Source organism: Bradyrhizobium sp. WYCCWR 13022 (assembly GCF_030435535.1).
Lineage (GTDB): Bacteria > Pseudomonadota > Alphaproteobacteria > Rhizobiales > Xanthobacteraceae > Bradyrhizobium.
Window position 1 is genome coordinate 1,420,363 of record NZ_JAUIZJ010000002.1, and the last position, 15,029, is coordinate 1,435,391.

Genomic DNA, 15,029 nt, shown 5'->3' on the forward strand with positions numbered 1-15,029 from the left:
GTTGCCGAATATGGCCGAGGCAGACATCGCAATCGTTCGTATTGCCCCGGAGAGCAGCTTCAAAAACAAGGCGTATGACGCCTTGAAGGAAGCCATCCTCAGGATGGACATCTACTCGACGCCCGAACCCGTGATGCTGGACGAGCGCGCATTGTCCGAGCGCCTGGGTGTCAGCCGCACGCCGATCCGTGAAGCCATCGCGATGCTCGAGCAGGACGGTTTCGTGAAGACCGTGCCGCGCCGCGGCATCATGGTGGTGCGGCGGACCAAGAGCGAGATCGTCGACATGATCCGCGCCTGGGCGGCGCTGGAGAGCATGGCCGCCCGCCTCATCACCACCACCGCGCGCAAGAAGGACATCACGGCGCTCCGCGACTACTTCAAGGATTTCGGCAAGGACCGCCTGCCCGAGGATCACGTCGAGGAATATTCGCGCGCCAACATCGCCTTCCACCAGGCGCTGATCTCGCTGTCGGAATCCCCTGTCCTGGTCGATCTCACCAACGATCTCTTGCTGCACGTGCGCGGCTATCGCCAGCTGACGATCGGCCGCAAGGACCGCACCGCGACGTCCCTGCCCGAGCATCTCGCCATGATCGAGGCGCTGGAGGCGCGCGATACCGAGCTCGCCGAGAAGCGCGCCCGCGACCACACCCTTGGCCTTGCGGCTTACGTCGAGGCGCACGGCCAGGAACTGTTCACGTAACTGTTCACCTCGCAACATTCACCAGAAGGGCGAACCATTCGCCCCGTACCTTGAGACCAGGGAGACAAGGCCCATGCTGAACACCGCGACCAAGTCCGAAGCACCGGGCACCGAGCAGGAACTGACGGATGGCTTCCATCTCGTCATCGACGCGCTCAAGCTGAACGGCATCAACACCATTTATAATGTGCCGGGCATCCCGATCACGGATTTGGGCCGCATGGCGCAGGCTGCCGGCATTCGCGTGATCTCCTTCCGCCACGAGCAGAACGCCGGCTACGCCGCGGGCATCGCCGGCTATCTCACCAAGAAGCCCGGTGTCTGCCTCACGGTGTCCGCGCCCGGCTTCCTCAACGGCCTCACCGCGCTCGCCCACGCCACCACCAATTGCTACCCGATGATTCTGGTCTCGGGCTCCTCCGAGCGCGAGATCGTCGACCTCCAGCAGGGCGACTACGAGGAAATGGACCAGCTCGCGATCGCAAAGCCGCTGTGCAAGGCGGCCTATCGCGTGCTGCACGCGCAGGACATCGGCATCGGTTTCGCCCGCGCCATCCGCGCGGCGGTCTCGGGCCGTCCGGGCGGCGTCTATCTCGACCTGCCGGCAAAACTGTTCGGCCAGGTGATGAACGCGGACGCCGGCCAGAAGTCGCTGGTCAAGGTGATCGATGCTGCGCCCGCACAAATCCCCTCGCCCGCTTCGGTCAAGCGCGCGCTCGACGTGCTCAAGAACGCGAAGCGTCCGCTCATCATCCTCGGCAAGGGCGCGGCCTACGCGCAGGCCGATGAGGAGATCAAGAACTTCGTCGAGAAGAGCGGCGTGCCGTTCCTCCCGATGAGCATGGCCAAGGGCCTGCTGCCCGACTCGCATCCGCAATGCGCCGGCGCGGCCCGTTCGACGGTGCTGAAGGACTCCGACGTCGTCATGCTGATCGGCGCGCGGCTCAACTGGCTGCTCTCGCACGGCAAGGGCAAGAGCTGGGGCGAATCCCCGAAGAAGTTCATCCAGGTCGACATCGAACCGCGTGAGATGGACTCCAACGTCGAGATCGTCGCGCCCGTCGTGGGCGACATCGGCTCGGTGGTCTCCGCCTTCAACCAGGCGATGGGAACGGGCTGGACCGCTCCGCCCGCCGAATGGACCAAGGCCATCGTGACCAAGCGCGACGAGAACGTCGCCAAGATGGCGCCAAAGCTCATGAACAACAAGTCGCCGATGGATTATCACGGCGCGCTCGGCGTGCTGAAGAACGTGATCAAGGATCACCCCGAGGCGATCCTCGTCAACGAAGGCGCCAACACGCTCGACCTCGCCCGCGGCGTCATCGACATGTACAAGCCCCGCAAGCGTCTCGACGTCGGCACCTGGGGCGTGATGGGCATCGGCATGGGCCAGGCGATCGCAGCTGCGCTCGAGACCGGCCACCCCGTGCTCGCGGTTGAAGGCGACTCGGCCTTCGGCTTCTCCGGCATGGAGGTCGAGACCATCTGCCGCTACAACCTTCCGATCTGCGTCGTCATCTTCAACAATGACGGCATCTATCGCGGCACCGACGTCAACGGCGTCAACGACGATCCGGCGACGACGGTGTTCGTCAAGGGCGCGCGCTACGACAAGATGATGGAAGCCTTTGGCGGCGTCGGCGTGAATGCGACCTCGCCGGACGAGCTCAAGCGCGCCGTCGTCGAGGCGATGGCCTCGCGCAAGCCGACGCTGATCAACGCGGTGATCGATCCGGCCGCAGGCTCGGAGAGCGGCCGCATCGGCAACCTCAATCCGCAGAGCGTTCTGCAGAAGAAGAAGTAAGTCCCCCTTCAACCTTTAATCCCTGCGGTTGGCGGGGGCAGACAGAGTACGGAGCAACACCATGACCAAAGCGCTCGAGGGCGTTCGCATTCTCGACTTCACCCACGTCCAGTCCGGACCGACCTGCACGCAGCTGCTCGCTTGGTTCGGCGCCGACGTGATCAAGGTGGAACGCCCGGGCGTGGGTGACATCACCCGCGGCCAGCTGCAGGACATCCCGAACGTGGACAGCCTGTATTTCACCATGCTCAACCACAACAAGCGTTCGATCACGCTCGACACCAAGAACCCGAAGGGCAAGGAAGTCCTCACGGAGCTCATCAAGAAGTGCGACGTGCTGGTCGAGAACTTCGGCCCCGGCGTGCTCGACCGCATGGGCTTCCCCTGGGAGAAGATCCAGGCGATCAACCCGAAGATGATCGTCGCGTCGATCAAGGGCTTCGGCCCCGGACCGTACGAGGACTGCAAGGTCTATGAGAACGTCGCGCAGTGCACCGGCGGCGCTGCCTCCACCACCGGTTTCCGCGACGGCCTGCCGCTCGTCACCGGCGCACAGATCGGCGATTCCGGCACCGGCCTGCACCTCGCGCTCGGCATCGTCACCGCGCTCTATCAGCGCACGCATTCGGGCAAGGGCCAGCGCGTCACGGCTGCGATGCAGGACGGTGTGCTCAACCTCGCCCGCGTCAAGCTGCGCGACCAGCAGCGCCTCGCCCACGGCCCGCTCAAGGAATACAGCCAGTTCGGCGAAGGCATTCCGTTCGGCGATGCCGTGCCGCGCGCCGGCAACGATTCCGGCGGTGGCCAGCCGGGCCGCATCCTGAAGTGCAAGGGCTGGGAGACCGATCCCAACGCCTACATCTACTTCATCACCCAGGCCCCGGTCTGGGAGAAGATCTGCGACGTGATCGGCGAGCCGACCTGGAAGACCGATCCGAACTACGCCAAGCCCCCGGCCCGCCTGCCGCGCCTGAACGAGATCTTCTCGCGCATCGAGCAGTGGACGATGACCAAGACCAAGTTCGAGGCGATGGAAATCCTCAACAAGGACGACATCCCCTGCGGCCCGATCCTGTCGATGAAGGAGATCGCCGAGGACCAGTCGCTGCGCGCGACCGGTACCGTCGTCGAGGTCGATCATCCGACCCGCGGCAAGTACATCTCGGTCGGCAACCCGATCAAGCTGTCGGACAGCCCGAGCGACGTCACCCGCTCGCCGCTGCTCGGCGAGCACACCGACGAGATCCTGCGCGCCGTGCTCGGCTTCAGCGATCACCAGGTCGCCGAGATCCACAAGTCCGGTGCACTCGACCCGCCGCAGAAGCAGGCCGCCGAGTAAGCCTCACCGCAGCCGCGAGACGAAAGGGCCGCCCATCGAGGCGGCCCTTTTTGCGTCCGGCAATGTCGTATGGCGGCCGGCTCAAGCCAAAACCTCGAAAACAACCCCATGCACAGTAGCCTGTTCGTCGACCTTGAACGAAATTTCGTCTTTTTCGAATTTTTGTTGACGCGTCGGGCAAAACAGGGGTAGGATGTCACGATCCGAAAGAGCGAGCGCCCTGCCCGACGAAACACGAGCGCGATGGTCGATCGGCCAAACCACCCGAAGATTCCGACACCAGATCTCCTCGGTCGTGCCGAGGCTCGGGCGAACGGTCGATCGGCGCACGCGCGATCGCTACGGCGTATTCATCATCGCAGTGTCGGCTGCTGACGACCAAGCGCAAAGCGTTTGCTCGGGTCGGGTTCTACCGGACCTCATCCATCGTGCCCCCGGGGATCTCCGATCCACACGCATCAAGCAACATCTGTTTACATCCGGAAATATTCCGGCTTCCGAAAGGCCACGATCCCCCGGCAGTGCTTCCGGTCTTGCCCTCCCAGCCGAGAGCACCTGGCCTTTCCCATCTGGGGGCAAGGCCAATGGATCCAAGCCGATTTGATGCCGTCACACGTGTTCGTCGTAAGTCCCGCGCCATCCGCAAAGGAGAATCCTCGTCAGACGACCGCCCTGTTGCGCGCCGGATTGGCCGGCGTCGCACTGATGCTGACCGGCATCCTGGGCGGCTGTGCGGTCGGCCCGGACTATGCCGGCCCGCCCCGGCTCGAACTGCCTTCGCATTGGAGCGCCCAATCGACCTCCCGAAAGCGAACCGGAACCCTTGACCGCTGGTGGCTGCGCCTGCGCGATCCCCTGCTCAACCGGCTGATCGAGGAGGCGGTCGTCGCCAATCCTGATGTCGCGAAGGCCAAGGCCGCGGTGCGCGAGGCGCGCGCAACGGTGCAGCAGACGGCCTCCGGCCTGTTTCCATCCGTTAGCGGCACGACCTCGGTGACGGACAACAAGACCAGCGCAGGCTCCTCGTCCGTACTCGTCGATTCCTCGCCCTACGCGCTGCACCAGGGTAGCTTCGATTCGAGCTGGGAGTTCGATCTGTTCGGCGGCACGCAGCGGAGCATCGAGGCGGCGGTGCGCGGCGAGCAATCGGCCGGCGAAGATCTGCGCGACAGCCTCGTCACGCTGATCGGCGACGTGGCCTCCTACTATGTCGAGGCGCGCGGTTATCAGGCCCGCATCGCACTGGCGCAGCGCACGTCCGTTTCGCAGCGCGACACCGAAAAGCTCACCCGCAGCAAATACGACGCCGGCAGCGGCAACGCCGTCGATCTCAGCAAGGCCACGGCGCAGGCCGCGAGCACGGAAGCGAACGTTCCGACCTATCAGGCCGCGCTCGCCGCCGACATTCACCGCCTCGGCATTCTGCTCGGACGGCCGCCCGATGGCGTTGCTGCACTGATGGCGAAGGCCGCGCCCGTACCAGCGCCGCGCATGCCGCTGCCCACTGGCCTGCCTGCCGATCTCCTCGCGAACCGTCCGGACGTCGCCGGCGCCGAACGCAAGCTGGCGCAGGCCACCGCCAAGATCGGCGCGGCCAAAGCCGACCGCTATCCCGCGGTGTCGCTGACCGGCTCGGTCGGCACCTCGGCGCTGCGCGCCGGCGATCTCGCCAAATATTCCAGTGTCAGCTGGTCGGTCGGGCCCTCGATCACGGTGCCGGTGTTCGACGCCGGCAAGCGCGTCGCCACCGTCAGGATTGCCGAGGCGCAACGCGATCAGGCGTTTGCGACGTTCCATTCGACCTTGCTCACCGCGCTCGAGGACGTCGAGAATGCGCTGGTCTCGCTGTCGCAAGAGCGCATCCGCGCGACCAAGCTGACGGAAGCCGCGAAGAATTATCGCGAGGCCGCAAAGCTGTCGCGCTCGCTGTTCGAGACCGGCAGCGCCAGCTTCATCGACGTGCTCGACGCCGAGCGTTCGCTCTATTCGTCCGAGGATTCGCTGATCCAGAGCAAGGTGTCGGCAGCCAAGGACTATATCGCGCTCGCGAAGGCGCTCGGCGGCGGCTGGGTCGATCCGGTCGACGTATCGACGCCGATCATCGTGGATACCAACACCGGACCGCACATGCGGGAGGCGCTGAAGTGACCGGGATCATCACCACCAGGCGCGTCAAGATCGCCGCCGCAATCATCGCCGTGGTGGCCATGGGCGTCGTCGCGGCCTCACGCTTTCCGGGGACGTCGAGCAAGGCGCAATCCTACATCACCGCGCCCGTCACCATCGGCGATCTGCGCGAGGAGGTACTCGCGAGCGGCACGCTCAAGCCGGCGCGACTGACCGCGGTCGGCGCGCAGGTGTCGGGCCGAATCACGGCGCTCAGCGTCCACGTCGGCGACACCGTGAAAGCCGGCGACGTCATCGCTCAGATCGATCCTGTCACCAGGCAGAACGACCTGCGCAGCGCGGAAGCCTCGCTGAAGAACTACCGCGCGCAGAAGGACGAGAAGGAGGCCGCGCTGGTGCTGGCCGAGGCGAACCTCGCGCGCCAGCAGACGACATTGGCGCAGCGTGCGACCTCGCGCAGCGATTTCGACAGCGCGGATTCGACCGTGCGGCAGACCCGCGCCCAGATTGCGGCCCTGGAAGCACTGATCGTCGGCGCCGAGGCCAGCGTCGAGACGGCACGGGTGAACCTCGAATACACCCGCATCACCGCCCCGATCGACGGCACCGTACTCGCCACCGTGGTGCAGGAGGGACAGACGGTCAACGCGGTCCAGTCCGCGCCGACCATCGTCGTGCTCGGCCAGCTCGATACCATGACGGTGCGGGCGGAAATTTCGGAAGCCGACATCGTCAAGGTCAAGCCGGGGCAATCGCTTTATTTCACCATCCTCGGCGACCAGGACCACCGCTACGAGGCCCGGCTGGAACAGATCGAGCCGGCACCGGAATCGATCAAGAACGATGCCAGCTTCTCTTCGACCACGACGTCGTCGAGTTCGAGCACGAGCTCGTCGAGCTCGACCAGCACGGCGATCTACTACATCGGCGTCTTCCACGTTCCGAACAAGGATCATGCGTTGCGGACCTACATGACCGCGGAGGTGCACATCGTCACCGGCGAAGCCAAGCGCATCAAAGTCATCCCGGCGCTCGCCGTGATGCGCAGATCCGACGGCCGCAGCACGGTCCGCACGCTCTCCGCCTCGGGCGACGTCCGAGAGCGCGAGATCAAGACCGGCCTCAACGACCGCACCACGGTCGAGGTCAAGTCGGGCCTCGACGAGGGCGAGCGTGTCGTCACCGGCGAGGCCAACGAGCAGACGGCATCGCGAGGCATGCCGGGCGGGCCGCCGGGCGGCGGAGGCCCCTGACGTGTCCGATCCGATCATCGACCTTCGGAGCATCCGGCGGGAGTTCGCAGCCGGCGACACACAGGTGGTCGCGCTGGCCGATCTGTCACTGAGCATCCTGCCCGGCGAGATGGTTGCGATCATCGGCTCGTCCGGATCGGGCAAGTCGACGCTGCTCAACATCCTCGGCTGCCTCGACCGCCCGACCTGCGGAACCTATCGGGTTGCCGGCAAGAACGTCTCCGAGCTCGACGCAGACGAACTGGCGGCGCTGCGCCGCGAGCATTTCGGCTTCATCTTCCAGCGCTACAATCTGCTCGGCGACCTCTCCGCCGCCGCGAATGTCGAGATCCCCGCCGTCTATGCCGGCACAAATGCGCGGCAGCGTCGCACGCGGGCGGGGCAGCTGCTCTCGCGCCTGGGCGTCGCAGACAGGGGCGGTCATCGCCCGAACCAGCTTTCCGGCGGCCAGCAGCAGCGCGTCTCGATCGCGCGAGCCCTGATCAACGACGCCGAAGTCATCCTGGCCGACGAGCCCACCGGCGCGCTCGATCGACGCAGCGGCGAGGAAGTGCTGAGGATCCTCGAAGAGCTGCACCGCGAGGGACGGACCATCGTCACCGTCACCCATGATGCCGGGGTCGCGGCGCGCGCCGAACGCATCATCGAGCTCAGGGACGGAAAGATCGTCTCCGACCGGCGCACGGCGACCGAGGCCACGCACATGCCGGCGCCTGCGATACCCCTGGGCTCGCGGGATAGCGGCACGGGCTGGGCGAACGCATCGGGACGTCTGCGCGAGGCCACGCGCATGGCACTTGTTGCCATGGCGGCGCACCGGCTGCGTGCGTTTCTGACCATGCTCGGGATCATCATCGGCATCGCCGCGGTATCGTCCGTCGTCGCGCTCGGCAATGCGTCGCAACGAAAGGTTCTGTCCGACATATCGAGCCTCGGCACCAACACCATCGAGGTATTTCCGGGCAAGGATTTCGGCGATGCCCGCGCCGGCAAGATCAAGACGCTGGTGCTCGCTGACGCCCGCGCACTCGACCAGCAGAGCTTTATCGCGGGCGTCACGCCGACGGTGTCGACCAGCATGACGGCGCGCTACCGCGGCAACGAGTCCAACGTGCTGGTGAACGGCGTTGGCGAGAGCTATTTCCAGGTCAAGGGCGCCAAGCTGGCGATGGGCCGCCTGTTAGATGCCGACGCCGTGCGCAACATCGAGCGGCAGGTCGTCATCGACGACAACACGCGGAAGACTTTCTTCGCCGACGACCAGACTGCAGGAATCGGCCGCATCATCTGGCTCGGCACGGTGCCGTGCCGAATCGTCGGCGTCATCGCTCAGCAGCAGGGCGGCTTCGGCTCGAACCAGAACCTGTCGGTCTATCTCCCCTACACCACCGTCCAGGCGCAGTTCACCGGCGACCGCTCGCTGCGCAGTGTGCTGCTCCGGATCAGCGACGATGTCTCGACCACTCTGGCGCAGGATGCGGTCACTACGCTCCTGACGCAGCGGCACAACGCCAAGGATTTCGTGATTCTCAACACCGACGACATCCGCCGAACCATCACCAGCACGACGCAGACGCTGGCGCTCCTGGTCGCCGCGATCGCGGTGATCTCGCTGGTCGTCGGCGGCATCGGCGTCATGAACATCATGCTGGTTTCGGTCTCCGAGCGGATCGGCGAGATCGGCGTCCGCATGGCGGTGGGCGCCAGACGCAGCGACATCCTCCAGCAATTCCTGGTCGAGGCAACGCTGATCTCCTCGATCGGCGGCCTCGCCGGCATTGTGCTTGCAGTGCTGCTCGGTGTCGCCATCAACATGGCGGTCCCGGGATTCCAGGTCACTTATTCGCCGTTCTCGATCGGCGCGGCGTTCCTGACCTCGACAGGAATCGGCATCGCCTTCGGCTTCTTCCCCGCCCGCCGCGCCGCCTTCCTCGACCCCGTGGTGGCGCTCAGCCGTGACTGAACGAAGGATTGAAACATGACCGTCGTTGCCCGGGCGAGACAATCGTCGGAAGATGTACTAACGATCGGATTTCCCGATGCGGTCTCAGTGATGACCAAGGCGAAGCAGAGCATTTTGATCGTCGAGGACGATCGGCCGACCCGCGAGCTGATCTCGCGCTATCTGGCGGAGCACGCTTTCGCGGTCGATGCCGTCACCAACGGCCGGGAGATGGACCGTTATCTCGCGCAGAATCGCGTCGACCTGATCGTGCTCGATCTGATGCTGCCGGGCGAGGATGGTCTCAGCCTTTGCCGACGCCTGCGCGTCGACAACGCCACGCCGGTCATCATCCTGACCGCGAAGGGCGACGACGTCGATCGCATTCTCGGCCTCGAAATGGGCGCCGACGACTACCTGGCAAAGCCGTTCAACCCGCGCGAGCTGCTGGCCCGGATCAACGCGGTGCTACGTCGCCAAAGCAGTGCATCGGCTGCAGGATCCGCCACGCGCCTCAAATTCCAGGGCTGGACGATCGATCTGAGGCTGCGCGAATTGCACGATCCCGAAGGCGCGCAGGTGCCGCTGACGAGCGCCGAGTTCGATCTGCTGCAAGCCTTCTGCGAGCGGGCCGGCCGCATCCTCACGCGCGACAGCCTCCTGAACATCACGCGTGGCCGCCCCGAGAGCGGCTTTGGCCGCAGTATCGACGTACTGGTCAGCCGTTTGCGCCGCAAGCTCGACCGGACGGAAGGAACCTCCGTCATCCGGACCGTTCGCATCGGTGGCTACATCTTCACGCCGGTGGTGGAGGAAGCATGAGCCGCACTTCCGATATCGTCTCGCTGTTCAGTTTCCGTCGCATCAGCGGCCAGATAGCTGCCCTGATCCTGGTCTCGCTGGTCTTCATCCACGTCTCGATCGCCGGATATTTTCTGCTCAACCGGCCGAGGCTGGCCTCGGACCGGCCATTCGAGCAGTTCGAGCTGATCGCGCAGATCATGGCAAACACGACGCAGGCCAATCGGCCCGTCGTCTTGGACAGCGTCAGGCAGACGTTTCCCGCCCTGAAGCTCCAGTTGCGCGACGATGTGACCACCGCGCCGATGCCGAAACGGACTCCCTTGAGCATCCCCTCGCCGCTCGAAGGCCACACCGATCTCATCCGCGGCTCCGGGCCGGACGGCGACCGCTTGTGGTACTATCTGACGAAGGACGACGTGCTCGAGGCCACGATCGGATCGCCCCAGATGCCCGCCTTCGTGAGCGGGCTCTGGACCAGCACGCTGCTGTTCCTGGTCGCGAGCGTGACACTGCTCGGCGTGTGGGCCGGCCGTGCGCTTTCTTCCCCGTTGTCGGCTTTCGCCCGCGCAGCAGAAAACTTCAGCCTGAACGGCTCGGCTGCGCCGCTCCCCGAGAACGGCCCGGAGGAGATCAAGTCGGCGGCACGCGCTCTCAACCGCATGCGCGAGCGCATCACCGGGCTGATGAACGACAGGACCCGCATGCTCGCGGCAATCAGCCATGATCTGCGCACGCCGATCACGCGGTTGCGGCTGCGCTCCGAATACATCGAAGATCTCGCGCAGCGCACGCAGACTGTCCGCGACCTCGATCAGATGCAGTCGATGCTGGAATCGGTTCTGTCCTTGCTACGCAATGAGGGCGCGGGAAAGCCGACATTGGTGGACGTAGCCGCGCTTCTCCAGATGGTCTGCGATCAGTTCTCCGATTGCGGACATGCGCTGGCGTATCAAGGTCCCGATCGGGCCGCCCTCGTCGTGCGGCCGGAGGAGATCATCCGTGCCGTCACCAATCTGGTCGAGAATGCGACGCGTTTCGGTACCGAAGTCGTGGTCGCGCTTCTGGTTTCGGAGGCAGATATCGTCATTGACGTGTCCGATAACGGGCCGGGGATTCCAGACGAGCGGAAGGCATCGATGCTGGAACCTTTCGTACGCGGCGAGCCCGCTCGCACGATGGACGAGACCGCGGGATTCGGTCTCGGTCTGGCGATCGCGCAGGCGATCGCCACCGCGCATGGCGGATCGCTCCTGCTGCTGGACAACGAGCCGAATGGCCTCCGGGCCCGCCTGCTGCTTCCGAACGTCGGGGAGCCTTGATGGCTTCCGAGTTCGATCGTTCGGATCAATGCTCGCCGAGTTGCTCAAGGAGCTGAATGCCCGCGGCCCTGGCAAACGAGCCGAGACACAGAAACGCGACGGCGAAAGCCCGGATGACCTTGCGCAACGGAAGCTCCCTGATTTTCGCGCGGGAGTTGAGCGGGCAAGCGTAGCGGAATTGTGGCTTCAATCCCGCTAGGAACGTGCGCGCGGCACGATCCGGGCCAGCAGAGGCACGTTTGCGTGCCACAGCAAGCAATCGCGCGCCCGCGCGCTCTGGCCCGCAGCAAGCTCGGCAAGCTGCGCGCGCGAGAACACGTGCCGCTCGCGGTAGAACGGGCGAAGCGGCGAGCGCGAGAAGAAATTGTAGAACAGCGCGGAGCGGTCGCGCGCGATCGCCGGCCGGCCGCGATGATAGCGGCTTGCGACATCCGCGAAGATCACGGTGCCCGCCTTGCCGGTGCAACTCGTGACATCACCAGGCTCCAGCGCCCCGCCGAGACGCTGCTCCAGCATTTCCTGGGTCAGCACCGGAAAATTGCCGCCGTCGAGCTGGTCGCTGCCCGGAAAGGCGCGATGCAGGATCTCGAGCGGACCGCCATCCTCGTCGACATCGTGCAGATAGACGATGACCTTGACCATCCGCCGATCCTCGACGTCGCGATGCCATCGGCGCGCGGCGACCTGCCGGCCATCGGCCAGGGTATGGAAGAAATTCAGCGTGTCGCAGGCCGCAGGCAAGCCGAGATAGGTCTCGACGATGTCGAGGATGCGGTCGTCGAGGGGCCAGCGGACGATATGCGGATGATGCATCATCTCTTCGGCGCCGACCTGCACCGTGTATTCACCGGCAAACTCGCCTTGCCCGGCACGGAGCGAATAGGCGCTCGCGATGCCCGTCGCCGACCTCCACAATGCGCCGGTGCCGGGCAGATCCAGCCTGTCGAGCGAGGTGACGTAGACGCCGTTCCTCTCCAGACCGGCGACGATGTCCTTGTCGAACGGCGAAAGTTGAGGCAGGCGCGGCCTGTGGGATGCGCGCGCCTTTTCGTAGCTCTCGTTCAGTTTCCGGCTGATGGCCGGCATTGCGAGCAACCGCGAAGCGGTCTCGGCCGGCAGGCTGCGGACCCGGCGCAAGGCCCGGTAACGCAGCGTCTTCTGCTTCATGTCGCGAAGTCCCCAAATTGCAATCGCCCCGTCGTGCGGTCGCCTCGTCGTGCGAGGCGGCCGGCCACGAACTCATCGCCGAGATGAGAGGCCAAAATCCGGCTCGAGTGTTTCGGAGTGTGAACCGGAGCCTGGATGCTCTGAATTTGTGCGAACAACGCGCGCGGTATGCCGACGGCTCGTCACGACACGCACCGGCCCGGCCGCAACGTCAGGCAAAAAAACCGACGGTGCCATGTCGGATCGGCGTGGCCGCGTTCGTCCTTGGGCCATGATTGGGCAATAGACCTCGCGCCCATCGGTTCACAGGGAATAACGACCATGCCGAACACCGTACGTCTGCACCGCGTCCTCACCACCAGCCCTGAAAAGGTCTATCGCGCCTTCATCGAGGCCGATGCGCTGGCGAAATGGCTGCCGCCCAATGGTTTCACCTGCACCGTGCATCATCTGGAGGCCAAGGTCGGCGGCACGTTCAAGATGTCCTTCCGGAATTTCACGACGGGCAACGGCCATTCTTTCGGCGGCGAATATCTCGAGCTCGTTCCCGGCCAGCGCCTGCGCTACACCGACAAATTCGACGACCCCAATTTGCCGGGCGTGATCGAGGTGATCGTGATCCTGAAGAAGGTCTCTGTCGGCACCGAGGTGGACATCACGCAGGCCGGCCTACCCGACGTCATCCCGGTGGAGGCCTGCTATCTCGGCTGGCAGGAATCGCTGCGCAACCTGGCGAAGCTCGTCGAGCCGGAGATCAATCAGTAGCACCAAATCGGAATAGCATCGGATTGAATCCATGCGGCCGCGGCTTGCGCCGCCTCTCCCGCTTGCGGGAGAGGCCGACGCGCTCGCAGAGCGCGGCGGGTGAGGGTTCTCGCCGCGCAGGGACATTTTCGGCAATCGTCAACAATCCCGATGCGGAGATACCCTCTCCCCAACCCTCTCCAGCAAGCGGGAGAGGGAGCGCACCACCCCGTTGGCGACCATGCGCCCCCCCAACTACGCGCCCGTCTTCTTCAGGCCGCCGTCCGCGGTCCAGCGATCCGGCTCGGGGCTGTGTCCGATCAGCGCGAGGCCGTAGGCGATCGACTCGAACTGGTCGCCCGACATCAGCCGCTCGTTGCCGAACCGGTCGGCGAACAGTTTTCGCACGGCGGGCACGAACGAGGTGCCGCCGGTCAGGAACACCTTCTCGATGTCGCGCGCGGTGATGCGGGCTTCGCCGAGCACCTTGTCGACGGTGGCGCCGAGGCGCGCGATGTCGTCGGCAATCCAGGCGTCGAACTTTGTCCGGGTAATGGTCGAGCCGATATCGACGCCGCCGCCCTTGAAGCGGAAGTCGACCTCGTCGCTGGCCGAGAGCGCGACCTTGGCGTCCGACACCGCGCGATACAGCGAAAAGCCGAGATCGAGATCGACGATGGTGAAGAAATCCTCGAGCTGATCAGGCTTCAGCGCGCTGCGTGCGAGCTCCCTGAGCTCGCGCAGATCGCCGTTGCTCTTCATCAGCGCGAGCTGATGCCAGCGCGCGAGATTGGTGTAATGGCTGTTCGGGATCGGCAGCACCTTGTCGAACGAGCGGAAGCTCGAGCCCTTGCCGAGCCGCGGCGAGACGACACGATCGACGATGCGATAGTCGAACGTGTCGCCCGCAATCCCGATGCCGGCATGGCCGAGCGGTTCGGCGCGCAAGTGTCCGCCGGCGCGCGAGAAGCGCATCACCGAGAAGTCGCTGGTGCCGCCGCCGAAATCCGCAACCAGCACGGTGGCGTCGCGCTCGAGGCGCCGCGCAAAGGAGAACGCCGCGCCCACGGGCTCGTAGACGTAACGGGCGTGGCCGGCGCCAAGGCGCTCGAACGCGGCGCGGTAGCGCTGCATGGCGAGGTCGTCGTCGGGATTGCCGCCGGCGAAGCGCACGGGACGGCCGACGGTGATGTTGGCCGCCTCGAAGCCGAACCTGTCGCCGCCATGACGCGCCAGCGTGCGCAGGAACGCCGCCAGAATGTCCTCGAACTTGAAGCGCTGCCGGAACACCTGCGTGGTGTTGAAGCTGGAGCTCGCCGCAAAGGTCTTGAACGACTGGAGGAAGCGATAGACGTGGCGTCCCTCGAGAAACTGCTCGATCGCCCACGGCCCGCCTTCGGCCTGGGCGCCGGCGCCCGGCCGGTCCTCCCAGAAGCACAGCGCGGAGACGTAGGTGCTGTGGCGCTGGCCGCCATGGTCGAAGCGGATGGCCTCGACCCGGCGGTCATCAGCCGCAAGGGCGACGACGGTGTTGCTGGTCCCAAAATCGATGCCGATCGAGACGGCGGGCGAGGCGCTCGACATGAACCACTCTGCAAGATGCCTGGAAAAGGGGGCGAACCACTAGCCGTTTTGCACTGCAGTGCCAAGGGGCCGGTTCAGGGCCGACCCGTAGTGGTCCGGACCCGGCTTTTCGCTGGTTTGAGCCTGAAACGGCCCGTTTTGAGCTCCAAATCGACGTCTTTAACCAGGTGCTATGCTGCAATGCAGTAGTTCGAATGCTGCTATGCAATGGGATGCATGGACATTGGCATCTGGTAT

The 15,029-nt window shown here is 65.1% G+C and carries 11 protein-coding genes; 9 read left to right on the forward strand and 2 right to left on the reverse strand.

The annotated features are described in order from the left end of the window. Window positions 1-10 precede the first annotated feature (10 nt). The 8 genes from QY049_RS07885 (at window position 11) to QY049_RS07920 (ending at window position 11,297) form a co-directional block, all read left to right on the forward strand. The gene (locus QY049_RS07885; RefSeq protein WP_008553944.1) at window positions 11-706 is read left to right on the forward strand and encodes a GntR family transcriptional regulator; all 696 of its coding nucleotides are present in this window, start codon (window positions 11-13) and stop codon (window positions 704-706) included. Between the two features lie 73 nt (window positions 707-779). Beyond that, window positions 780-2,513, forward strand: coding sequence for an oxalyl-CoA decarboxylase (gene oxc, locus QY049_RS07890; RefSeq protein ID WP_258762343.1), 1,734 nt, complete (start codon window positions 780-782; stop codon window positions 2,511-2,513). 61 nt (window positions 2,514-2,574) lie between these two features. Continuing rightward, window positions 2,575-3,852: a formyl-CoA transferase gene (gene frc / locus QY049_RS07895; RefSeq protein ID WP_194476722.1), complete on the forward strand. Its 1,278-nt coding sequence runs from the start codon at window positions 2,575-2,577 to the stop codon at window positions 3,850-3,852. Between the two features lie 675 nt (window positions 3,853-4,527). After that, complete coding sequence (locus QY049_RS07900; RefSeq protein WP_367401176.1) at window positions 4,528-6,000, forward strand: efflux transporter outer membrane subunit; 1,473 nt, start codon at window positions 4,528-4,530, stop codon at window positions 5,998-6,000. Next, complete coding sequence (locus tag QY049_RS07905) at window positions 5,997-7,232, forward strand: efflux RND transporter periplasmic adaptor subunit (RefSeq protein WP_258762345.1); 1,236 nt, start codon at window positions 5,997-5,999, stop codon at window positions 7,230-7,232. Before QY049_RS07900 ends, QY049_RS07905 begins: the two co-directional genes overlap by 4 nt. A 1-nt stretch (window position 7,233) precedes the next feature. After that, on the forward strand, window positions 7,234-9,195 hold the full coding sequence (locus tag QY049_RS07910; protein WP_301269240.1) for a MacB family efflux pump subunit: 1,962 nt from the start codon (window positions 7,234-7,236) through the stop codon (window positions 9,193-9,195). A 90-nt stretch (window positions 9,196-9,285) separates the two neighbouring features. After that, the gene (locus QY049_RS07915) at window positions 9,286-9,996 is read left to right on the forward strand and encodes a response regulator (protein ID WP_258767003.1); all 711 of its coding nucleotides are present in this window, start codon (window positions 9,286-9,288) and stop codon (window positions 9,994-9,996) included. After that, window positions 9,993-11,297, forward strand: a complete 1,305-nt coding sequence (locus tag QY049_RS07920; protein ID WP_258762347.1) for an ATP-binding protein — start codon at window positions 9,993-9,995, stop codon at window positions 11,295-11,297. Before QY049_RS07915 ends, QY049_RS07920 begins: the two co-directional genes overlap by 4 nt. Before the next feature lie 195 nt (window positions 11,298-11,492). On the opposite strand, the gene QY049_RS07925 is transcribed toward QY049_RS07920, so the two are convergent. Further along, a complete protein-coding gene (locus tag QY049_RS07925; RefSeq protein ID WP_258762348.1) occupies window positions 11,493-12,464 on the reverse strand; it encodes a hypothetical protein in 972 nt (323 codons plus the stop codon). Between the two features lie 321 nt (window positions 12,465-12,785). On the opposite strand from QY049_RS07925, the gene QY049_RS07930 reads away from it, so the two are divergent. Continuing rightward, on the forward strand, window positions 12,786-13,229 hold the full coding sequence (locus QY049_RS07930; protein WP_194476730.1) for an SRPBCC family protein: 444 nt from the start codon (window positions 12,786-12,788) through the stop codon (window positions 13,227-13,229). A gap of 234 nt (window positions 13,230-13,463) precedes the next feature. On the opposite strand, the gene QY049_RS07935 is transcribed toward QY049_RS07930, so the two are convergent. Further along, the gene (locus tag QY049_RS07935) at window positions 13,464-14,792 is read right to left on the reverse strand and encodes an Hsp70 family protein (protein ID WP_258762349.1); all 1,329 of its coding nucleotides are present in this window, start codon (window positions 14,790-14,792) and stop codon (window positions 13,464-13,466) included. Between the last annotated feature and the right edge of the window lie 237 nt (window positions 14,793-15,029).

Excerpts from the sequence above, each read along its gene's own strand:
- QY049_RS07930 (WP_194476730.1), top strand. The coding sequence starts at position 12,786 with ATGCCGAACACCGTACGTCTGCACCGCGTCCTCACCACCAGCCCTGAA.
- QY049_RS07925 (WP_258762348.1), bottom strand. The coding sequence starts at position 12,464 with ATGAAGCAGAAGACGCTGCGTTACCGGGCCTTGCGCCGGGTCCGCAGC.
- QY049_RS07920 (WP_258762347.1), top strand. The coding sequence starts at position 9,993 with ATGAGCCGCACTTCCGATATCGTCTCGCTGTTCAGTTTCCGTCGCATC.
- QY049_RS07915 (WP_258767003.1), top strand. The coding sequence starts at position 9,286 with ATGACCAAGGCGAAGCAGAGCATTTTGATCGTCGAGGACGATCGGCCG.
- frc (WP_194476722.1), top strand. The coding sequence starts at position 2,575 with ATGACCAAAGCGCTCGAGGGCGTTCGCATTCTCGACTTCACCCACGTC.
- QY049_RS07885 (WP_008553944.1), top strand. The coding sequence starts at position 11 with ATGGCCGAGGCAGACATCGCAATCGTTCGTATTGCCCCGGAGAGCAGC.
- QY049_RS07935 (WP_258762349.1), bottom strand. The coding sequence starts at position 14,792 with ATGTCGAGCGCCTCGCCCGCCGTCTCGATCGGCATCGATTTTGGGACC.
- oxc (WP_258762343.1), top strand. The coding sequence starts at position 780 with ATGCTGAACACCGCGACCAAGTCCGAAGCACCGGGCACCGAGCAGGAA.